23 protein-coding genes and 1 pseudogene are annotated in these 19,262 nt (G+C 70.2%); 14 read left to right on the plus strand and 10 right to left on the minus strand.

What is annotated here, in order from left to right:
- Positions 1-7: 7 nt before the first annotated feature.
- Complete coding sequence (locus OHS58_RS39665; RefSeq protein WP_247060214.1) at positions 8-1,306, plus strand: DUF445 domain-containing protein; 1,299 nt, start codon at positions 8-10, stop codon at positions 1,304-1,306.
- A gap of 283 nt (positions 1,307-1,589) precedes the next feature.
- Here the strand turns inward: OHS58_RS39665 and OHS58_RS39670 are convergent.
- A pseudogene (locus OHS58_RS39670) lies at positions 1,590-1,685 on the minus strand (CGNR zinc finger domain-containing protein); the annotation flags it as partial.
- Positions 1,686-1,805: 120 nt separating this feature from the next.
- On the minus strand, positions 1,806-2,267 hold the full coding sequence (locus OHS58_RS39675) for a CGNR zinc finger domain-containing protein (RefSeq protein WP_326945836.1): 462 nt from the start codon (positions 2,265-2,267) through the stop codon (positions 1,806-1,808).
- A gap of 90 nt (positions 2,268-2,357) precedes the next feature.
- Here OHS58_RS39675 and OHS58_RS39680 point away from each other — a divergent pair, with 90 nt between their 5' ends.
- The 3 genes from OHS58_RS39680 to OHS58_RS39690 are packed head-to-tail and all read left to right on the plus strand — an operon-like array spanning position 2,358 to position 3,733.
- Positions 2,358-2,726, plus strand: coding sequence for a VOC family protein (locus tag OHS58_RS39680; RefSeq protein ID WP_328645794.1), 369 nt, complete (start codon positions 2,358-2,360; stop codon positions 2,724-2,726).
- 25 nt (positions 2,727-2,751) lie between these two features.
- On the plus strand, positions 2,752-3,117 hold the full coding sequence (locus tag OHS58_RS39685; RefSeq protein ID WP_326945838.1) for a TFIIB-type zinc ribbon-containing protein: 366 nt from the start codon (positions 2,752-2,754) through the stop codon (positions 3,115-3,117).
- A gap of 1 nt (position 3,118) precedes the next feature.
- Positions 3,119-3,733, plus strand: coding sequence for a nucleoside kinase (locus tag OHS58_RS39690; protein WP_328645795.1), 615 nt, complete (start codon positions 3,119-3,121; stop codon positions 3,731-3,733).
- A gap of 455 nt (positions 3,734-4,188) precedes the next feature.
- On the opposite strand, the gene OHS58_RS39695 is transcribed toward OHS58_RS39690, so the two are convergent.
- Complete coding sequence (locus OHS58_RS39695) at positions 4,189-5,361, minus strand: methyltransferase domain-containing protein (RefSeq protein WP_328645796.1); 1,173 nt, start codon at positions 5,359-5,361, stop codon at positions 4,189-4,191.
- Between the two features lie 148 nt (positions 5,362-5,509).
- Between OHS58_RS39695 and OHS58_RS39700 the strand changes: the two genes are divergently transcribed.
- The 6 genes from OHS58_RS39700 to OHS58_RS39725 all read left to right on the plus strand — a co-directional run bounded on the left by OHS58_RS39700 (position 5,510) and on the right by OHS58_RS39725 (position 10,011).
- Positions 5,510-5,935 (plus strand): helix-turn-helix domain-containing protein, encoded by a 426-nt coding sequence (locus tag OHS58_RS39700; RefSeq protein WP_328645797.1) that lies wholly within the window; start codon positions 5,510-5,512, stop codon positions 5,933-5,935.
- Entirely contained in the window at positions 5,932-6,618 is a 687-nt protein-coding gene (locus tag OHS58_RS39705; protein ID WP_328645798.1) for a hypothetical protein, read from the plus strand. The genes OHS58_RS39700 and OHS58_RS39705 overlap by 4 nt, the downstream gene beginning before the upstream one ends.
- Positions 6,619-6,702: 84 nt before the next feature.
- Positions 6,703-6,996, plus strand: a complete 294-nt coding sequence (locus OHS58_RS39710) for a DUF2516 family protein (protein WP_247060222.1) — start codon at positions 6,703-6,705, stop codon at positions 6,994-6,996.
- A gap of 50 nt (positions 6,997-7,046) precedes the next feature.
- Entirely contained in the window at positions 7,047-7,589 is a 543-nt protein-coding gene (locus tag OHS58_RS39715; RefSeq protein ID WP_328645799.1) for a YbaK/EbsC family protein, read from the plus strand.
- Complete coding sequence (locus OHS58_RS39720) at positions 7,586-8,593, plus strand: ornithine cyclodeaminase family protein (protein ID WP_328645800.1); 1,008 nt, start codon at positions 7,586-7,588, stop codon at positions 8,591-8,593. Before OHS58_RS39715 ends, OHS58_RS39720 begins: the two co-directional genes overlap by 4 nt.
- On the plus strand, positions 8,590-10,011 hold the full coding sequence (locus tag OHS58_RS39725; RefSeq protein ID WP_328645801.1) for an aromatic amino acid lyase: 1,422 nt from the start codon (positions 8,590-8,592) through the stop codon (positions 10,009-10,011). Before OHS58_RS39720 ends, OHS58_RS39725 begins: the two co-directional genes overlap by 4 nt.
- A 389-nt stretch (positions 10,012-10,400) precedes the next feature.
- Here OHS58_RS39725 and OHS58_RS48845 read toward each other — a convergent pair whose 3' ends face one another.
- Together OHS58_RS48845 and OHS58_RS39730 are read right to left on the minus strand one after the other, a co-directional pair.
- Positions 10,401-10,745 (minus strand): GNAT family N-acetyltransferase, encoded by a 345-nt coding sequence (locus tag OHS58_RS48845; protein WP_442875494.1) that lies wholly within the window; start codon positions 10,743-10,745, stop codon positions 10,401-10,403.
- Complete coding sequence (locus OHS58_RS39730; protein WP_328645802.1) at positions 10,706-11,335, minus strand: hypothetical protein; 630 nt, start codon at positions 11,333-11,335, stop codon at positions 10,706-10,708. Before OHS58_RS39730 ends, OHS58_RS48845 begins: the two co-directional genes overlap by 40 nt.
- Positions 11,336-11,394: 59 nt before the next feature.
- Between OHS58_RS39730 and OHS58_RS39735 the strand changes: the two genes are divergently transcribed.
- Positions 11,395-11,958: a cadmium resistance transporter gene (locus tag OHS58_RS39735; RefSeq protein WP_328645803.1), complete on the plus strand. Its 564-nt coding sequence runs from the start codon at positions 11,395-11,397 to the stop codon at positions 11,956-11,958.
- A gap of 462 nt (positions 11,959-12,420) precedes the next feature.
- Here the strand turns inward: OHS58_RS39735 and OHS58_RS39740 are convergent, their stop codons facing one another.
- Both OHS58_RS39740 and OHS58_RS39745 read right to left on the minus strand, forming a co-directional pair.
- Positions 12,421-13,131, minus strand: a complete 711-nt coding sequence (locus OHS58_RS39740) for an ABC transporter permease (protein WP_247060229.1) — start codon at positions 13,129-13,131, stop codon at positions 12,421-12,423.
- Positions 13,128-13,826 (minus strand): ABC transporter permease, encoded by a 699-nt coding sequence (locus tag OHS58_RS39745; protein WP_326956194.1) that lies wholly within the window; start codon positions 13,824-13,826, stop codon positions 13,128-13,130. Before OHS58_RS39745 ends, OHS58_RS39740 begins: the two co-directional genes overlap by 4 nt.
- Positions 13,827-13,964: 138 nt before the next feature.
- Here OHS58_RS39745 and OHS58_RS39750 point away from each other — a divergent pair, with 138 nt between their 5' ends.
- Positions 13,965-14,888 (plus strand): ABC transporter substrate-binding protein, encoded by a 924-nt coding sequence (locus tag OHS58_RS39750; RefSeq protein ID WP_326956193.1) that lies wholly within the window; start codon positions 13,965-13,967, stop codon positions 14,886-14,888.
- Positions 14,889-14,927: 39 nt separating this feature from the next.
- On the opposite strand, the gene OHS58_RS39755 is transcribed toward OHS58_RS39750, so the two are convergent.
- Positions 14,928-15,713, minus strand: a complete 786-nt coding sequence (locus OHS58_RS39755; RefSeq protein WP_328645804.1) for a class I SAM-dependent methyltransferase — start codon at positions 15,711-15,713, stop codon at positions 14,928-14,930.
- Between the two features lie 29 nt (positions 15,714-15,742).
- Entirely contained in the window at positions 15,743-16,240 is a 498-nt protein-coding gene (locus OHS58_RS39760; protein WP_328645805.1) for a MarR family transcriptional regulator, read from the minus strand.
- Positions 16,241-16,304: 64 nt separating this feature from the next.
- Between OHS58_RS39760 and OHS58_RS39765 the strand changes: the two genes are divergently transcribed.
- Together OHS58_RS39765 and OHS58_RS39770 are read left to right on the plus strand one after the other, a co-directional pair.
- Positions 16,305-17,162: an NAD(P)H-binding protein gene (locus OHS58_RS39765; RefSeq protein ID WP_328645806.1), complete on the plus strand. Its 858-nt coding sequence runs from the start codon at positions 16,305-16,307 to the stop codon at positions 17,160-17,162.
- Positions 17,159-17,824, plus strand: a complete 666-nt coding sequence (locus OHS58_RS39770) for an NAD(P)-dependent oxidoreductase (RefSeq protein ID WP_326945852.1) — start codon at positions 17,159-17,161, stop codon at positions 17,822-17,824. The genes OHS58_RS39765 and OHS58_RS39770 overlap by 4 nt, the downstream gene beginning before the upstream one ends.
- A gap of 47 nt (positions 17,825-17,871) precedes the next feature.
- On the opposite strand, the gene OHS58_RS39775 is transcribed toward OHS58_RS39770, so the two are convergent.
- Entirely contained in the window at positions 17,872-19,095 is a 1,224-nt protein-coding gene (locus OHS58_RS39775; protein WP_442875495.1) for an IS110 family transposase, read from the minus strand.
- Between the last annotated feature and the right edge of the window lie 167 nt (positions 19,096-19,262).

Here is a 19,262-nt window from a genome sequence, read left to right on the forward strand (position 1 = left end):
TGGTGGTGTGGAGCAACTGACCCCCGCCAAGGTGACCCCGGCCGATCCGCCGGGCGGCGCAGCCGGTGAAGCGGAAAAGCGGCGCGCGCTGCGCAAGATGAAGCTGGTCGCGCTGTCGTTCCTGATCGGCGCCACCGTCGTGTTCCTGCTGGCGAGCTGGGCGCAGTCCAGCGGCTGGGCGGGCTGGGTCGGCTACGTGCGGGCCGCGGCCGAGGCCGGCATGGTCGGCGCGCTGGCGGACTGGTTCGCCGTCACGGCGCTCTTCCGGCACCCGCTCGGCCTGAAGATCCCGCACACGGCGATCATCCCGAACAAGAAGGACGCGCTGGGCAACAGCCTCGGCGAGTTCGTCGGGTCCAACTTCCTCTCCGAGGAGGTCATCCGCGACAAGCTCAAGCGCGTCGAGATCGCCCGCCGCCTGGGCGCGTGGGTCGCGCAGGAGGACAACGCCGAGCGCGTGACGTCCGAGCTGGCCACGATGGTCCGGGCCGCGGTCCGGGTCCTCCGCGACGAAGACGTCCAGGCGATCATGGAGCAGGCCGTCGCGCGGCGGATCATCGACAAGCCGTGGGGCCCGCCGCTGGGCAAGATCCTGCAGGGCGTCTTCGCCGACGGCGCGCACCACAAGCTCGTGGACCTGATGTGCGACCAGGCCTACGAGTGGGTGCGCGAGAACCACACGACGATGCTGCGCGTGGTGTCCGACCGGGCGCCGAGCTGGTCGCCGAAGTTCGTCGACGAGATGCTCGCGGACAAGGTCTACGGCGAGGTGCTCTCGTTCGCGTGGGCGGTCAAGACCGACGTCAACCACCCGATGCGCTTGGCGCTGGACAAGTTCCTCGGCGAGTTCGCACAGGACCTGCAGACCAACCCGGACGTGATGGCCCGCGCCGAGCAGGTCAAGGGCCAGATCGTGCACCACGAAGAGGTGCAGCGGCTGATCGGCTCGGCCTGGAGCACGGCCAAGGAGATGCTCCTCAACGCGGCGGAGGACCCGTCGAGCGAACTGCGCCGGCGCGTCCGCCTGGGCCTGATGTCCCTGGGCACGCGCCTGGTCGAGGACGACCAGATGCGCGGCAAGGTGGACGGCTGGGTCGAAGGCGGCGCGGTGTACCTGGTGAAGAACTACTCCCAGGAGATCACCACGATCATCACGGACACGGTGGAGCGCTGGGACGCCGAGGAGACGTCCCGCAAGATCGAGCTCCAGGTGGGCCGTGACCTGCAGTTCATCCGCATCAACGGCACGGTCGTGGGTGCGCTCGCCGGCCTCGTCATCTACGCCGTGGCGGAGCTGCTGTTCTGACGGCCGTTCCGTATACCACACCCGAGAGAGGTTCAAACCAGTTGTCCACAGGAAGCTGAGTTATCCCCCGGGTTATCCACAACTTTTCACGGTGATGGCCTAACGGCTGTCCACAACGTGTGGGGGCAACCCCGCCCGGGCCGTGGATATGTGGTGCTGGTGTGGCGAGTTGTCCACAGCTGGTCGGGTGTCGACCGCTCGGATGAGAGTCTCAACCAGTGGCCGCGCGGGCCGATGTCGTCCACCTGAGTACGCGGTGTCGTCCGCCGAGGCGCAGCCGCCGTCAGCCGGTGGCCGCGCGGGCCCGCCGGCCACGCGCCTTCTCGCGGTTGCCGCAGACGCGCATCGAGCACCACGTCTGCGACCGGTTGTGCGACTCGGGCGGTTGGTCGGGCCCGGCCGGCTGAGGTCGTCGTTGGCCGCTCATACCGGTTTCGAGGGTTGCCTGCGCGCACCGCCGGTGGTGTAGGCGGATCGTTCCGCCGTCAGCCGTCAGCCGTCAGCCGGTGGCCGCGCGCGCCCGCCAGCCGCGCGCCTTCTCGCGGTTGCCGCAAACGCGCATCGAGCACCAGGTCCGCGACCGGTTGCGCGACTCGTCGTAGAACGCCCACAGGCACGTGTCGGCGGGGCAGATCTTCAACCGGATCCAGTCCCCGCGCACGACCAAGCGGGTGCAGGCGGCGAACACCGCGCCGACGACGTCGTCCGCCATCAGCGCCGGGCCGGCGTCGGTGAGGGAGATCCGGGTGCCCACGTCGACGCTGCCGCCGGGCAGCCGCGGATCGCCGATCGAGGCCCGCAGCGCGTCCCGCGCCGCACGGGCCTCGGCGGCCGGGTTGGCCGTCAGCGCGTGCCCGGCCGCCCACTCGCGCCACGGCCCGGGATGTTCGAGCAGGTCCGCGCCCTCTTCGACGTTGACCGTGTTGAGGAACTCCACCACGAGGGAAGCGTCGGTGTGCACCGAACCAGTGTACGGCGGAAGGTGGTTGCACCCTCGTGCGCTAACCCACATAATTCGTTCACTGGTTATCCGTGATCGAAGGGAGCGACGATGGGTGCGGTACCGACGCTGGGTGTGGTGGCCATCGACTGCCCCGACCCGGTGGCCCTGGCCGAGTTCTACCGGGCAGTGCTGGACTGGGGCGCACCCGACGTCTCCGACGACGGGCACTGGGTGACGCTGCCCAACCCGGCCGGCGGCGCGGGCATCGCGTTCCAGCGGGTGCCCGACTACCGGCCGCCGGCGTGGCCGTCCGCGGACAACCCGCAGCAGATGCACCTCGATCTCGAGGTCACGGACATGGAAGCGGCGCACGCGCGCGTGCTGGACCTGGGCGCGAAGCTCCTGGACGACAAGCCGAAGGGTTTCCGCGTCTACGCCGATCCGGTGGGCCACCCGTTCTGCCTCTGCGCCTGCTGAGCCGAATATGCGTAGTCTCGGATGAGTGATTTGTCCGAAGTGTCAGAACCAGATGCGAACCGTGGACAAGAACGGCGTCCACATCGACCAGTGCGAGGGCTGCCGCGGGATCTTCCTGGACCGCGGTGAGCTCGAAGCCATCGCCGGTGCGGAAACCTCCTTCTACGGCGGCCAGCAGCCACCGCCGTACGGCGGGGCGGCCCCGCAGTACGGCCGGTCCGACTCGCCGCGCCCGTACCGGGGCGGCGGCTACCCGGACTCGCCGAAGGGGTACCGCGGCGGCGGTTACTCGGATTCGCCGCGGCCGCACCGCGGCGGGTATTCGGATTCGCCGAGGCCCCACGGCCACGGCCACCGCAAGCGCGGCTTCCTCGAGAACCTCTTCGACTGAAGTGGCGCTCGACCTGCGGATCTGCCCGTCGTGCGGCGACCGGGCAGACCGCCCGGTCGCCGTCGGCGCGGAACTTTCGTGCGTCCGGTGCGGACACCAGTGGCCGTTTCGCAGGCTGCCGCTGTTCGCGCTGACGGGCCCCAGCGGCGCCGGCAAGTCGACGGTAGGGCCGCTGCTGACGTCACGCTTCGCGGGCGAAGTGGTGGTGCTGGAGCAAGACGTCTTATGGGCGGACGCCCTGCGCGGCGACATCCGAGCGTTCCGCGCGGCCTGGCTCCGGATGGCGGCGATGCTGCACCAGAACGGCCGCCCGGTGGTCCTGTGCGGCACGGTCGCGCCACCGGAGCTGGAGCCGCTGCCGGAACGCGTGTTCTTCAGCGAGATCCACTACCTGGCCCTGGTCGGTTCGGCGGAGTCCCTACGCCGCAGGCTGCGCGCCCGCCCGGCATGGCGCGAGTGGGACGAGCCACGGATCGAGGAGATGCTGGAGTTCAACAACTGGCTCCAGAAGTCGGCACCGGAGCTGGGCGTGGACATCTTCGACACCACAGACGTCCCACCGGAAGCAACGGCGGACCACGCGGAGAAGTGGATCCGGTTCCACCTGCCGGGTTAAGCCGGATTGAGCGCGACTGAGCGCGACTGAGCGCGACTGTCAAGTCCGCCATCCACAGGCCGAAAGTTGTCCACAGATTCCCGCGCCCCCCGTTTTCGCAGGTCAGTAGCGATACGCTGGGATCGGGGACGCCCCCCTGGGATGGGTGGGGGCCGCCCTGCGGCGGGTCGCTCTTTCTCGTGCGGCCTGAGCGGGAAACGTCAGATGGCGGGCTGCGGCCATCGGGCTTTGGCGTGAGCAGGGCTAGGGCCGGTGGAGGTCGCGGGCTCGTCGCCACGCCCGGCGCGGCCGGTTCCCGCCGCTGGCCCCGGCCTCGTGAACCCCCGCCGGCCGGGTCGGCCCGGCTGCGGCTTTGAGGTGGGCTGCTCCGGTCGGGGCGAACTGCTGCTGGCGTGAACTGCGGCCGTCGAGAGCGCGGCCTGCGTCAGCGTGAGCCGCGGTTTCGGCGTGGCGCGTCAGGCCAGCGGCCAGGTGGGGCCGTCCGGGGCGTCGAGCCAGAACTCTTGGCGCTCGCTGGTCACCGTGACCCCGAAGCGGTCGCGGTCGGGCTTGTCCAGCTCGCACCACTCCACGTACGCCGCTTCGGCGACCTCCCACAGCGCTCGCGGGCCGCCTTGGGCGACTTCGTTCGCGCCGGCGCGTTTGCGGTGGCGGACCCAGGAGCCGTCCGGGTGCACCAGCGCGAGGCCGGCCTCGCCCGGGCCGCCCGCGGTGTTCGGGTCGAGGCCGTCGTGCTCGCGCACCGCCCGGACGCCCGGCAGCGACAGCCCGGCGAAGAACTCGAACTGCTTGCGCGGCTGGAGCACCATCGACATCGGCAGCCGCGTCTGCTCCCAGTCGTCGCGCGACGGCATCGGCAGCGGGTCCGCCTCCGGCAGTCGGTGCGCGCGAAGCGGCATGAAACGGCCATCGCGCGCGAGGACCGGGCCCTGCCCGGTGCCGTCCTCACCCACGACGAGCCGGACCAGCCCGGCGCCGATCGGCCGGTTCAGCGTCGTCACGATCAGCCCGCCCGGCACCGTCTGCTCCAGCCACGCCGGCGGGATCGACGTCACCGACGCCGTGCACAGCACCCGGTCGAAGACGGTCCCCGCCGGGAAACCGAGCGCGCCGTCGCCGACCGCGCAGGACGGTCGGTAGCCCGCCTCGGCCAGCCGCACGCGCGCGTCGGCGGCGAGCATCGGGTCGATGTCCACTGTGGACACCTGTCCGGCACCGCAGCGGTGGCTGAGCAGTGCGGCGTTGTACCCGGTGCCGGTGCCGATCTCGAGCACGCGCTGCCCGTCTCGCACTCGCAGCTCTTCGAGCATGATCGCCATGATCGCGGGCATGCTCGACGAGCTCGTGGGCGTGCCCGTCACCGGGCCGGTGGTCCGGGCGAGCTCCCAGCGGCCGGGGTCGTCGTCCAGCTGCGTGACCAGCACGTCGCGTGAGTAGACGGCCTCCAGCCACCCTGGGTCGCCCCGGTCGACCGCCGCCCACAGCCCGCCCGCCCGCGTGAAGAACCGCGGCAGGAAGACGTGGCGGGGCACCGCGCGGAACGCGGCGATCCATTCCGGGGCGTGCAGGACGTCCTCGTCGAGCAGCAGCTCGACGAGCCGTCGCCGCAGCCGGCCCGAGCTCGTCATGCGACCACGTTAGCGGTGAGCACCACCACACCCGATGTGCAAGCAGAGTGCTTGCAATAGCTAGCACGCGCGTGTAGCGTCGTTGGTGTCGCAAGGAGGTGACCGGATGACAGAAACCGGTGGGACGCAGCCAGGATCCGGCAGCCCCATGGAGAAGGTCGCGGACCTCGCTTCCGACATCGGCGAGTACATCCGCCAGCAGCGCAACACCGCGAAGATCTCGTTGCGCCAGCTGTCGAAGCTCGCCGGAGTGTCCAACCCGTACCTGAGTCAGATCGAGCGCGGGGTGCGCAAGCCCAGCGCCGAGATCCTGCAGCAGATCGCCAAGGGACTGCGCATTTCAGCTGAAGCGCTGTATGTGCAGGCCGGGATCCTCGATCTGCCGACGGGCGGTCCGGTGGGCGACGCGATTCGCGCCGACGCCGAGCTGACCGAGCGGCAGAAGCAGGTCCTGCTCGACGTCTTCGAGTCCTTCCGACGGGAGAACTCCGCGGCACGGCCGGCCGCCGAATCCCCCACCGCAGACACCACAGACACCTCGCCAGCCGCAGACACCAAGAAGGAGTCAGCATGACCACCCCCAAGACCGAAGACGTCAAGAAGGCCGTCAACACCGCCCTTGACCAGGTCCGCACCCCGCTGCTCGCCGCGCTCGGCGCCGGCAACCTGGCCGGCCAGGCCGTCACCGACGCCGTGGCCAAGGCCCGCGAGAACGTGGCCAAGAGCAGCGAGAGCGCCCGCAAAAACCTGCAGGAGCTGCCGACCGACGTCGAGAGCCTCCGCGAGAAGCTGGACCCGGCCGAGCTGCGCAAGGTCATCGACGAGTACACCGAGGCCGCGCTGAAGCTGTACAACAAGCTGGCCGAGTCGGGCGAGCAGGCGTGGGACAAGTTCTCCGCGCAGCCGCAGGTCAAGAAGGCCATCGAGCAGCTCGAAGAGGCCCTCACCACCGCGCAGGGCCAGGTCGAGGACGTCACCACCGACGTCCGCGAGCGCGTCGACGGTGTGCTGTCGACCTTCACCAAGCGCACCCGCTCGGTCGGCGAGAAGACCGCGCGCAAGGTGACCGAGGTCGCCGGCGAAGCCGCCGAGGCCGTCGAGGAGCTGGGTGACGACGTCGCCCACGAGACCCGCTCGGTGTCCCGCAAGGTCGCGAACAAGACGGCCCCGAAGACCGCCGCCCCGGCCCGCCGGACCACCACGACGACCACCGGCACCGCCGCGAAGAAGCCGGTCGCGCCGAAGACCGACAAGTAAAAACGCCGTGAACACCCGGCCCCGCCATCGGACCTCCGGTGGCGGGGCCGGGGTCGTTCGGGCGGTTTGCCGTAAGCTGTGGCTGTGCTAGTTGCCTACTGGATCCTCGAAGTCATCCACTGGGGCAGCGCGCTGGTCGGGCTCTTCGCCTTCGTGCACGCGTTGCTGCAGCGTGCCGACGCCTATTCGGCCGCCGACCGCAAGACCAAGCCCATCTGGATGCTGATCACCGGCGGCTCGACGCTCGCCATGGCGCTGTTCAGCGTGATGGGCCCGGGGATGATCTTCTGGGTGCCCGCGATGGCCGCGGCGCTCGTCTACATCGTGGACGTCCGCCCCAAGCTCATCGAGGTCCAGCGCGGTGGCTCCAACTGGTGAGCTCCTTCCCGCCCCCGTCGCACTCGGCGGGGGCGCTGTTTAATGGGGTCGTGACCTGGACCATCGCCGGGAGCTTGACTGTCGTTCCCGCCCCCACGCGTACTGACCTCCTCGCCGAGCCCGTCGCCAAGGCGCTGGCCGCGCTAGCCGAGCCGGATGCCATCGGCGTCACGGAAATCGACCCGTCGCTGGCCGACACGGCCGCCTTCTGCGAGGTCTACGGCTCGCCGCTGACGGCGTCCGCGAACTGCGTCGTCGTCGCAGGCAGGCGCTCCGGCGAAGTCCGCTTCGCTGCCGCGCTCGTGCTCGCGACGACCCGCGCCGACGTCAACGGCGTGATCAAGCGCCGCCTCGACGTCCGCAAGGCGTCGTTCGCGCCGATGGACGAAGCCGTCTCACTCACCGGGATGGAGTACGGCGGCATCACGCCCGTCGGCCTGCCCGCCGAGTGGCCGATCCTGATCGACAAGGCCGTCGCCGACGCGCCCGAGCTGGTCATCGGCAGCGGGATCCGCGGCAGCAAGCTGCTGATCTCCGGCGCCGCGCTGGCCGCGCTGCCCGGGGCCGAGGTCATCGAGGGTCTCGCGCAGTGACGTCGGTCTGGCTCCGGTACCTGACCGGCGCCGACATCGATTCGCTCGGTGTCACGGACGCGGACATCGTCGGCGCGGTCGAGGACGTGCTCGCCGACCACGGCCGCGGCCAGGTCGTCTTCGAGCCGCGTATGCACCTCGTGCCGGACAACGGCGGCAAGGGCCACTTCAACATCCTTCGTGGCCACCTGTCGGCGAAGCAGGTCAGTGGCGTCAAGGTCGTCGGTGACTTCGTGGGGAACTTCGAACGGGGCCTCCCTTCGGAAATGGCGTTGATCCTGCTGCTGGACCCGGACACCGGCATGCCGCGGGCGATCGTCGACGGCACGATGATCACCGAAGCCCGCACCGGCGCGATGACCGCCGTCGGCGCGAAGTACCTCGCCCGCCCGGACTCGCGGGTGCTCGGGCACATCGGCGCCCGCGGTACCGCTTGGTGGAACGTCGTGCTCCTCGACTCGTTGTTCGACTTCGCCGAGATCCGCGTGACCAGCAAGCGCCCGGAGTCACGTGAGGACTTCGGCCGCCGGCTGTCCGAGCGGCTCGGCAAGGACGTCCGCGTCTGCGCCACGGCCGAGGAGACCCTGGACGGCGCAGACATCCAGGTCGAGGCCTCCCGGCTGGTCGAACCCGAGGCGCTGGTGCGCCGCGAGTACCTCCGGCCGGGCACCTTCCTGGTGCCCTACGGCACGATCAGCGCGCTGGAGCTCACGCTGCTCGACGACATCGACAAGGTCGTCGTCGACGACTGGCGCGAATCGCAGTCCGGCAACCCGCGATTCGGCGCCCTGCGCCCGCAGCTCAACGCCGGCCTCCTCACCGCGGACGGGGTCCACGCCGAGATCGGCGACATCGTGGCGGGCAAGAAGCCCGGCCGCGAGCACGACGCTGAGCGGATCCTGTTCTGGCACCGCGGACTGTCCACAACGGACGTCGCGGTGGCGAACATGATCCTGGCCCGTGCCGAGGCTTCCGGCGTCGGCACCATGCTGCCGTACCGATGATCGTCACCGGAAGCGATTTCGCCGACGGTGAACGGTTGGTTCTGACCAAACCGCTGGTAGAAGCCCTGAAAGCGCGTCGGGACGAGGTCTTGGCGGCCCTCCGAAAGGGTGAAAACCCGGTGTACGGCGTCAACACCGGGATGGGCCGCCTCGCGGGCGTCGCGCTCGACGCGCGGCAACAGGCCGAACACCAGCGCAACCTGCTGATCGGTCGCGCCGTCGGAGGCCCGCCGTGGTTGCCGCCGGAAGACGTCCGCGCGCTGCTTGTGGTGCGGCTGCGCGACTTCCTGCGCCCGTGGTCGGGCGTGAGCCCGGACCTGGTGCAGTTCCTGGTCGACCGCCTGAACGACGGTTTCACCCCGGCGGTGCCGCGTACCGGACTCGGCAGTTCGGGCGAGATCATCCCGCTGTCGCACGCTTTCCAGACATTCCTCGGCATCGGCACGGTCCTCGAAGACGGCGTCGAGACGCCCGCGGCCGAGGCGCTCGCCGCGCGTGGCGCCACGCCTTATGTCCTTGGCCCTAAGGAAGGCGCGTCGCTGATCCAGGGATCTCCGCTGGCCGTGACGCACGCCCAGCGCGGCTGGGCGGAGGCGCGGCGACTGATCCGCCTGCAGACGCTGACAGCGGCCTTCGCGATCGACGTCCTCGGCGCGCCCCGCGCGGTGTTCGCACCGGTCATGGCCGGCGGCGACGACCACCTGCGGCGTCTGCTGGAAGAACTGAACGACCTGGTCAGCGGCGGTTTTGTGCGTTCGGACGTCGTCCAGTCGCCGCTCTCGGTGCGGGTCGCGCCGCGGGCCCTGGCGCACGCGGACCGCGTCGCCACGGACCTGCGCGAGACGTGGCTGCGCTGGGAGTCGATGCCAGGGGATTCACCGTCGTTCGTCGACGGCGAGTTCGTGCCGGGCACCGGCTACCACGCGGTGGACCTCGGACTGCGGATGGACGCGCTGACGGCGGCGCTGGTGCACGTCGGCGAGGTGTCGGTGCAGCGGATGCACCGGCTGCTGGACGAGCGCTTCAGCGGTCTCCCGGCGCAGCTCACGGCCGATCCGGGCCCGCGAGCGGGACTGGTGCCGCTGCACAAGCGCGCGGTCGGTGAGCTGCACGCGCTGCGCCGCCTCGCGACTCCCGCGACCCTCGGCTCGATCGACACCTCGGCCGGCCAAGAGGACGTGCAAGCGTTTGCGTGGGCGGCGGGTGAGCAGCTGCGTTCGGCCGCGGCGCACCTGTTCGCGATCACGGCGTGCGAGCTGATCACGGGCTCCCAGGCGCGGTATCTGACTGAGGGCGAGGGGGCCGCCGGGCTCTGCGAGTCGTACGAATGGGTGCGATCGGTGGTGCCACCGCTGGACGAGGATCGTCCGCTCGGGCCCGAGGTCGAGCGCCTGATCGCCGCCTGCCGGGCTAGCTGATCATCCGGCTGGTTGCCGGGCTTGCGTTGGTCGCGCTGCCGGAGGTCACCTTGCCGCAGCGGCTGGTCGCCCGTCCGTGGGTCAGCCCTGTGGACCGATTGATCGTCCGGACGAGAAGGCGGGCCTGTCCTGCCGGTTAATCGGCCGGACGCAATCCCGTCGATTGCCGCTGCTCGCCCCGTTTCAACGCGCCGAACATCCTTGCCACACAAGGCTTGTCCTCTTCTGCTCCCCGCGCGTGGGGACGCCCCCGGTCTCAACTCTATCGGCCAGCGCCGACGTTTTCGGGCCGCGCAAGGGAAATCCACCGAGTTGTCCACAGGTTGATCCCGATGTGGATAACCGCCCCGAATCCGGCCCCGAATCGGACAGGCCGCGCATCGCGGCCGCTACGTTCGTTGGTGTGCGCCCTCCGGGGACGCGGGCCCCGAGGAAGGAGGGATACGACAGCGGGTCCGGGTGCAGGTGAGGGTGCGCGCATAAGGGCGGAAGCCGAGATCGCGATACAACGGGAGGGCAGCTGGGAACTTCGGAACACCGATCACGGGATACACCACGGCTTCGCGAGCGCCGGCGTCACGCGTCGCGTGCAGCGCGGCGAGGCACACCGCGCGGGCCAGACCCAGCCGTCGGAACTCCGGCAAAGTTCCGACGGGCTCCAGCTCGCCGACGGCGTTGCGGTCGTCGAGCCAGATCAGGCACTGGGCGGCGAACCGGCCGTCGGGTGCTTCCACGACCCAGTCCAGCCGGTCGCGTACGGCCAGGCTCGCATGACGTTGCGGTAGCTCGGTTCGGTCACCCGCGACGGGTGCCACACCGCACGATGCACGGCCACGCGCCGGGCCAGATCGTCCGCACCGACCGGGCGGACGGTGAACCCGCCGGGCACCACCGGTTCCGGCAGATCTTCGAGGAGGCGAGACATATACGACTGGTGAACGGAACTCTTCGGAAGCACGTAACCGCTTCGCTTCAACGCGGCGATGACATGCTTCTCGGCGTCGAGCACCGTGACAGTGAGCTCGGCGGCGGTGGCGGTGTCCTCGAACCAGCCGAGCACCTCGGACGCGAGTTCGGGGCGCGCCGGATCGACGAGCAGCGCCAGCCCACCGGGTAGCGAAACCCAGCCCCAGGCGACGACTTCGCGACCCGCTTCCCACAGTACGGTCGGCCACTCGGCTTCGCGGCCCACGTGCTGGAACCGCTGCCACGCGAGATCCCCGACGTGCACCGAACTCGACCGCGACCAGATCCGCTGGGCCAGGCTCTGCATGGCCCGCAGGTCCTCCGGACCGGTGTAGTCGCGGCGCGTGACGGCGGGCATGGGCAGAATCGTCCTGTGCCGCGGCGGCTCCTGCCAAGCGGATTTCCGGAGGGGTCGGAGTGGACGTCGGGTTGATCGGGCGCGCGGTCGCGATGTTCGCCGTGACGAACGTCGACGACTTGGTGCTGCTCGCGGTGTTCTTCGGCCAGGCGGCCGGACGTCGCGGTGAGCTCAAGGTCGTGGCCGGGCAGTTCCTCGGCTTCGCGGCGATCTTGGCCGCGTCGGTCGCGGGCGCGCTCGGGGCGGGGCTGCTGCCCGACGGTGCCGTCCGGTGGCTGGGCGTGCTGCCGGTGCTGCTCGGGATCCGCGCGGCTTGGCAGGCGTGGCGCCGGGACGACGACGAACCGGTACCGGCGAGTGGCGTGCTCGCGGTCGCGGCGGTGTGCTTCGCCAACGGCGGCGACAACATCGGCGTGTACGTCCCCGCATTCGCGGCGACCGGCCCCGCGGGCCTGGCCGGCTACGGCGCGGTGTTCCTGGCGGGAGTGGCGGTGTGGTGCGTGATCGGCCGCTTCCTCGCGACCCGGCCGACCGTCGCCCGAGCCCTCGCCCGCTGGGGGCACGTGGTGCTGCCGGCGGTGCTGATCGCGCTCGGCGTGCTGATCCTGACCGGCGCGTTCTAGCCGACGCGACGCCAGGGCGAGGTCTGCTTCCGGCACAGGCGTTGGTGGGAGGGGAGGGGGAGGGCCCCACTCGGCTGGGAGGAGCGCCACCCGGCGGACGATGAGCGGTCGGAAGAAGGACTGTCACTCGGCCGAGGGAGCCGATCGGGCGAAGGGGTCGTCACCTGGCTGAAGAGAAAGTCAGTAGGACGAAGGAGAGGCTGTCGGGAAAGGGGCCACCCGGGTGGGAGGTGGCGGCACTCGGCGGTTGGGGACCAGCTGGCAGGAGGGCCACCCGACGGCGGAGTTGGCGCCCGGCGGCCGGGAGCCGGGAGCCGGGTACGGCGGGGTTGCCGCACAGCGGAAGAGGGTGCCGTACGGCGGAAGGGGTGTCGCACAGCGGAAGGCCTGCAGCCCAGACGGGAGTCAAACCGGCCATGGGCGGACCAACCTGGCGGCAGGGGTGCCCCGGCGGGCCGAGTGCTAGTCGCGGCGGGCGTTCTGCAGGGCCAAGCCTCGCGGTGTCGCCAAGCGGGTGAGCAACGCGAACACGCCGTCGCACACCAGGGCCAGGACCACCGCGGCCAGGCCGCCGGCGAAGATCTCGCCGTAGCCCTGCGCTCCCAGTGCGAAGCCGTCGACTATGTAGCGGCCCAGGCCGCCGCCGTCGTTGACGATGGCGCCGATTGCGACCGTGGCGATCAGCTGGAGGAACGACACTCGGGCGCCCGCCAGGATCACCGGGGACGCCAGCGGGAGCTCCAGCTTGAGCATGATCTGCCACTCGCGGTAGCCCGTGCCACGGGCCGCGTCGACCGTCTCCTGCTCTAGGGACACCACGCCCGCGTACGTGTTGGTGAACAACGGCGGCATCGCCAGGGCGACCAGGGCCAGCAGCAGTGGCCAGAACGTCGTGTCCAGCTCCCAGCGGCTGGCCAGGAACCAGAACAGGATGATCAAGCCGAAGCTCGGGATCGCGCGGCCGATGTTGACCGCGCTGCTCGCGAGGAACGCGCCCCGGCGGTAGTGGGCCAGCCACAGGGCCGCGGGGATCGTCAGCACCGCCGCGATCACCAGCGCGAGGAGGGAGAACCTGAGGTGCTCGAGCGTCCGGTAGGGGATGCCCGCCTTGTCCGTCCAGCTCCAGCGGTTCGGGTCGGACAGCCAGGCGTTCACCTGGTCGAGGAAGCTCATCGCGCCCGCACCTTCCGGGTCCAGGGTGCCAGCAGGCGTTCGCTGAACCACAGCAGCAGATCCACGACCACCGCGAGGACCACCGACAGCCCGACGCCGACGATGATCTCCGTCGGGTTGGGGGTCGCCGTCTGGATGCCCGCGCGGATGAAGTAGCCCAGACCACCCAGTCCGAGCATCGAGGTGACCGTGACCAGGCCGATGGTCGTCACGGCGGCGACGCGCAGGCCGGCGATCACCACCGGGAGCGCCAGCGGCAGCTCGATCTGCCACAACAGCCGGCCGCGTGTGTAGCCCATGCCGATCGCGGCCTCGCGGACCTCGTTGGGCACCTGGTCGACGCCGGTGACGATGTTCCTGATCAGGATGAGCAGCGTGTACGTCGCGAGCGGGATCATCGCGGTCACGAACGTCAGCCCGAAGAACGGCACCAGCACGGCGAACGCGCCCAGGCTCGGGATCACGTACAACGCGCCCGCGGTGCTCAGGATGACGCCGTACGACCAGCGGAACCGCAAGGACAGCACCGCCAGCCCGATCGAGACGACCAGGCCGATGCCGAGCGCGGCGCCCGTGAGCGAGATGTGCTCGACGAAGCGCTGGGCGATGTCGTCGGCGTTGCGATCGACCCAGCGCCACTGGAAGATCGGCGGTCCGCTGTCGGCGGCCAACGGGGTCACCGCGGTCACGTGCACCGGCCAACCCTACCCCGATCGGGCAGTGAAATTCCGCAGGCTGGGAATTCTGGCGCTTTTCTCCCAACATGTGGATCCTTGTCGGTGGACAGGGCTAGGGTCCTTTCGTCTGTTCGAGTGACGAGGGAGTGGGGATTCGTGCGCTGGTTCCGGAACGCGTCCGTGATGGCGGTGGCCGTCGCGGCGACGCTCGGTTTGGCCGCCTGTGGGGGTGGCAGCGACAGCAGTGACAAGCCCGCCGCGCCGGGCAAGGGTGGGGCGCCGATCGTCGTCGCGTCCTTCAACTTCACCGACAGCCAGATCCTGGCCGAGATCTACGCGCAGGCGCTGGAGGCCAAGGGCTACCCGGTGACGCGCAAGCTGAACCTGGGCTCGCGCGAGCTGATCTACCCGTCCCTGAAGTCCGGTGAGCTGCAGTTCATCCCGGAGTACCAGGGCGCGGCGATCACGACCGGCTTCGGCAAGGACGCCGGGAAGACGGCGCAGGAGGAGCACGACCAGCTGGCGAAGCTGTTCGAGCCCAGCGGCGTCTCGCTGCTGAACTTCGCCCCGGCCGAGGACAAGAACACCTACATCATCAAGTCCGACCTGGCCAAGGAAAAGGGCATCGCCTCGATCAGCGACCTGAAGAAGCTGGACAAGGTCGTCATGGCGGGCCCGCCCGAGTGCGAGAAGCGCCTGCCTTGCTACCAGGGCTTCAAGGACGTCTACAAGCTGACGAACTCGACCTTCCAGACGATCCAGGAAGCCGGGCCGCGGGTCGAGCAGCTCAAGTCCGGGGCCGTCACGGTGATCCCGGTCGACTCGGTCAGCCCGCTGACCGGTGACTCGAACTACACCGTGCTCAAGGACGACCTGAACATCGTGCCGACCGAGAACGTCGTGCCCGCGGTGAACAAGAAGGTGCTCGACGAGCGCGGTGCCGACTTCGCCACCGCCGTCAACGCGGTGAGCGCGAAGCTGACGACCGATGTCATGCGGGACCTGAACAAGCGCGTCGACTCCGACGGCGAGAAGGCCGAAGATGTCGCGAAGGACTGGCTGTCACAGGCCGGTCTCTGACCCACCGCACGAAGGCCGTCCCGGAAGGGGCGGCCTTCGTCATGCGGGGACTCCGCTGACGACCCAGGCGCGGGCCGACAGCGGGATCGAGCCGTCCGGGTTCGTCGGCAGGCGGCTGCGCAGCAGCTCGCGGACCTGCGAGCGGCGCGCTTCGGGCAACGTCATGAGGTACGTCGGCGCCGGCCCCTGGGCGCCCAGGAACGGCGTCCAGTAGTCGTCGAAGCCGGTGAACACCGTCGGGACCTTGATCTCCTCGACGGACACCGCGTCGAAGCCCGCCTCGGTCCACAGGCGGCCGAGCGGTTCCGGGCGGCACAGCGGGAAGCGGCGGCCCTCGTCGGGCACCGCCGGGTCGAGCTCGGCGGCGGCCTCCCAGAAGTGCCGGATCAGCTGCATGCCCTCGGCGAGGTCCCAGACGTACGCGGCGGCCACGCCGCCCGGCGCCGTCACCCGCGCGATCTCCGCGGCGGCCCGCGCCGGCTCGGGGACGAAGTTGAGGACCAGTCCGGTCACGACGACGTCGAAGCGGTCGTCTTCGAACGGCAGCGAACCCGCGTCGGCGATCTGGAACGTCGCGCGCGGGTCGGTGACGCCGGCGCGGGCGGTCTCCAGGAACGGCTCGGAGGGATCGACGCCGACGACTTCCGCGGGGTCGGCCGCGGCCAGCACGGCCGCCGTCAGCGCGCCGGTGCCGCAGCCCACGTCGAGCCAGCGGCCGCTCGCCGGGGCGTCGAGCCGCCGGACGAACGTCTCCGCGATCCGCCGGCTCCAGCGTCCGATGTAGGCCTCGTACGCGTCCCCGGCCACCCACATGTCTCCCGCCACCGTGTGAGTAGAACACACAAAAGCCCAGGTCAGCTGTGGGACAAATCATCCGTCGCGGCGCTGCCCGCCGCCCTCGCGCGGCGGAGGAAATCGCTGATCAGGTCCAGTTCGGCTTCGCTGTACTCGTCGCAGATCTCGTCGAGCGCGCCGTTCATGCCCGAATACAGCCGGAACAGCTCGACGTTGCGCCCGCGGACAGCGCGCACGGCGATCGCGCGCCGGTCGGTCGCCTCCGGGTCGCGTTCCCGGACGATCCAGCCGCCCTTCTGGAGGCGGTCGAGGATGCCGGTCATCGTCGCCGGGTGCAGGCCCGCGCTGCGGGCGAGCGAGCTCGGGCTCAGCGGGCCGTTGCGGGAGATCAGCTCGAGGCAGTCCAGGTCGACGTCCTTGATCGCCAGGCGGCCGCTGACCTGGTGGTTCAGCAGCGAAAGCTGGTTTCGAAGCTCGCGTAGCGCCTCTTTCACCGCCGTGGTCGACCGCCGCCGACGGCGGGCGGCGTCGACCCCGTCACCGGGTACGGAACTCATATGATATGCTCCTCGTATCATCTGGACTTCAGGCACAAGCGTAACCCGGGGGAAGGGATTCACCATGATCGTGCTCACCGGGGCGACCGGGCTGGTCGGCCGCCTGCTCGCCACCGAACTCGAGGACCACGGCGTCCGCGTCGTCACGCGCACGCCGCACAACGCGGGGTTCCCCGCGGGCGTCGAGGTCGTCGAAGGCGACCCGCAACAGCCGGCGACCCTCGAGAACGCGCTGCGCGGCGCCGATGCGCTCTTCCTGCACTCGCGCGCGGTCGGCGACGCCGCGTACGACGTCGTCGCGCTGGCTCGGGAGCTGGGTGTCCGCCGGGTCGTCGCACTTGCCGCGGCCAATGTGGACGACCGGCCCGACGCGCAACCGTCGCGGTTCCGCGGTGACCGCAACAAGGAGGTCGACGACGCGGCCGCGGCGAGCGGCCTGGAGTGGGTCAGCCTGCGGCCCAGCTCCTTCGCGCTCAACGCCCTCACCGCGTGGGGCGGCCAGATCCGCGCCGGTGACGACGTCCGCTACGTCTACGCCGGCTTCGAGGAATCGCCGCTCCACGAACGCGACCTGGTCGACGTCCTCAGTCAAGCGCTCCTGGGTGACGAGCTGCTCGGCCGACGCGTTGACCTCACCGGCCCGGAATCGCTGTCCCACGGGGAAATGGTCCGGCAGATCGGCGTGGTGCTCGGAAGACCCTTGCGGTTCCAGGAGATTCCGGCTCCTGATGCGGCGAAAGGCATGCTGGCCAACGGATTGCCGGAACCGTTCGTCACGGCGATGATGGCCCGCTACGCCGCCCACGCCGCGCGGCCGCAGTTCCCGCCGACGCCGGAGGTCGAGAAGATCCTGGGCCGCCCGGCGCGCACCTTCGCCGAGTGGGCGGCCGATCACGCCACCGACTTCGGGGCGCCGAGATGAGGCTGACGCTCTTCGCCGCGTCCGGGCGGACCGGTGCGCACGTACTCGGCCAGGCGCTCGCCGCCGGGCACGAGGTCACGGCCGTGGTGCGGAATCCGGACGCCGTCACCGCGCCCGTCCGCATCGTCCAGGCGGACCTGACCGCGCCGGATCCGGTGGCGCTCAAGTCCGCAGTGGACGGTCGCGACGCCGTGGTCTCGGCTTTGGGACCGCGACACCACGATGAGTACGGCGTCGTGTCGAGCGGGACCCGCGCCATCGTCGAGGCGATGGGTGCGGCGGGGGTGCGGCGCCTGGTCGTCGTGAGCGTCGCCGGCATCTCGACGATCCCGACGCCGAGCCGGCCGGACCCGCCGAAGCGGGACCCGGGAATCGGGTTCTTCACGCGGACCGTGCTCTCGCCGCTGGCGAACCTGCGGTTGCGGAAGCACTACGAGGACGTCGCCCTGATGGAGCACGAGCTGCGGGTGAGCGGTCTCGACTGGACGTCGGTGCAGCTCCCGCTGCTGACCGACAAGCCGCCCACCGGGCACTACCGGATCGCGTACGAACAGAGCGTCCGCGGTGGCTTCAGGATCGCGCGGGCGGATGCGGCGCACTTCACGCTTCGTGCGCTCGGGATGCCCGAAACCGTGCGGCACTCCGTTGCGGTCGCCTACTGATTCGCCTACTGATTCGCCTACTGAAAGACATCCCAGGAGCGTAGATGTCAAGCAGCAACGTTCTCGGCGTGATGCGACCAGGCGGTCGTCTCGTCGTAGAGGGTGCCGGTTTTGAGGCAGCCGTGGAGGATGCCGACGAGTCGGTTGGCGACCTGGCGAAGCGCGGCGTTGTGGCTGACGCCGCGAGCGCGTTGCCGGTCGTAGCAGGCGCGGGTGCCAGGCGAGCGACTGAGCGCGCTGAACGCCTGGGTCAGAAGCGCGTCGATGAGCCGGTCGTTGTGCACGAACCGGGCCAGGGCGACCCTTTTCCGGCCGGAGGCTCGGGTGATCGGCGAGGTCCCGGCGTAGTTCTTGCGGGCCTTGGCGGTGGCGTAGCGGTCGGGGTCGTCACCGAACTCTGCGAGCACCCGGGCGCCGAGAACCGGCCCCAGACCAGGCTGGGACAGGACGATCTCAGCGGCCGGGTGCTGGCCAAAATAGGCCTCCACCTGCCCCTGCAAAGTTTTGACCTGCGCGTCCAAGACGGTCAGGACAGCGATCAGCGCCTGGACCGAGGCGGCGTAGGCGGCAGCCACGACATCCGGTTGGCCGAGATGCTCGGCGCGCAGCGCGGCCTGGATCACCGTCGCCTTCCCGGCGATGTTCTTGCGGCGCGCCCGCTTCAGCGCGCCGTTGATCTGGGCGAGGGTCAACCGGGCGGCCTGGGCCGGGGTGGGGGCCTTGGCCAGCAACTCCAGGGTGTCGGCGGCGTCGAGGTCGTCGAACGCGACCAGCGCGGCGGGGAAGTAGTCCCGCAGCGCGTGCCGCAACCGCTGGGTGTGACGGGTTCGTTCCCAGATCAGGGTTTTATGGGTGCGGGTCACGACCTTGACCGCCTCGGCCCGCGCGGAATCCCCGGCGACCGGCCGCAGCTCGTGGCTGTGGGTGCGGACCATGTCAGCCAGCACGTGGGCGTCGCCGGGGTCGCTTTTGGCGCCCGAGACCCCCAGCCGGTCACGGAACCTCGCGGACTGCAACGGGTTGACCGCCAGCACCGTGTATCCGGCCGCGACCAGCGCCGCGACCCAGGGGCCTCGGTCGGTCTCGATCCCGACCAGCACCTCGGCCTCGTCGGTCTCGTCCCCGGTCAGCTCGCCGATCATTGCGTGCAGCCTGGCCATCCCGGCGACGCCTTCGGGCAGCCGGGCCTTGGCCAGCCTGCGACCGGAGCCGTCCATCACCTCCACGTCGTGGTGGTCTTCAGCCCAGTCGTCTCCTGCGAACAGCCTCAATTGTCCTCCCGATCTCGGTCACCGTGAGCAGCCGGCGGGAGAACTATCAGCGACCTAATCAAGCAGTGCTCACGCGCGACCAGCGCGCGGGGCACGACATCCCAGCAGCGATCAATTCTCCCGTCCAACCGGCAGGGGCACGATCTTTCAGCAGGACTCGGTCGTCC

This window comes from Amycolatopsis sp. NBC_00348 (assembly GCF_036114655.1).
GTDB lineage: Bacteria > Actinomycetota > Actinomycetes > Mycobacteriales > Pseudonocardiaceae > Amycolatopsis.

What these genes read in the sequence shown, in the direction of transcription:
- OHS58_RS39705 (WP_328645798.1), top strand. Translation starts at nt 5,932, where the DNA reads ATGACCACCCCCAAGACCGAAGACGTCAAGAAGGCCGTCAACACCGCC.
- OHS58_RS39695 (WP_328645796.1), bottom strand. Translation starts at nt 5,361, where the DNA reads ATGACGAGCTCGGGCCGGCTGCGGCGACGGCTCGTCGAGCTGCTGCTC.
- OHS58_RS39700 (WP_328645797.1), top strand. Translation starts at nt 5,510, where the DNA reads ATGGAGAAGGTCGCGGACCTCGCTTCCGACATCGGCGAGTACATCCGC.
- OHS58_RS39770 (WP_326945852.1), top strand. Translation starts at nt 17,159, where the DNA reads ATGAGGCTGACGCTCTTCGCCGCGTCCGGGCGGACCGGTGCGCACGTA.
- OHS58_RS39725 (WP_328645801.1), top strand. Translation starts at nt 8,590, where the DNA reads ATGATCGTCACCGGAAGCGATTTCGCCGACGGTGAACGGTTGGTTCTG.
- OHS58_RS39730 (WP_328645802.1), bottom strand. Translation starts at nt 11,335, where the DNA reads ATGCCCGCCGTCACGCGCCGCGACTACACCGGTCCGGAGGACCTGCGG.
- OHS58_RS39740 (WP_247060229.1), bottom strand. Translation starts at nt 13,131, where the DNA reads ATGAGCTTCCTCGACCAGGTGAACGCCTGGCTGTCCGACCCGAACCGC.
- OHS58_RS39680 (WP_328645794.1), top strand. Translation starts at nt 2,358, where the DNA reads ATGGGTGCGGTACCGACGCTGGGTGTGGTGGCCATCGACTGCCCCGAC.
- OHS58_RS39760 (WP_328645805.1), bottom strand. Translation starts at nt 16,240, where the DNA reads ATGAGTTCCGTACCCGGTGACGGGGTCGACGCCGCCCGCCGTCGGCGG.
- OHS58_RS39765 (WP_328645806.1), top strand. Translation starts at nt 16,305, where the DNA reads ATGATCGTGCTCACCGGGGCGACCGGGCTGGTCGGCCGCCTGCTCGCC.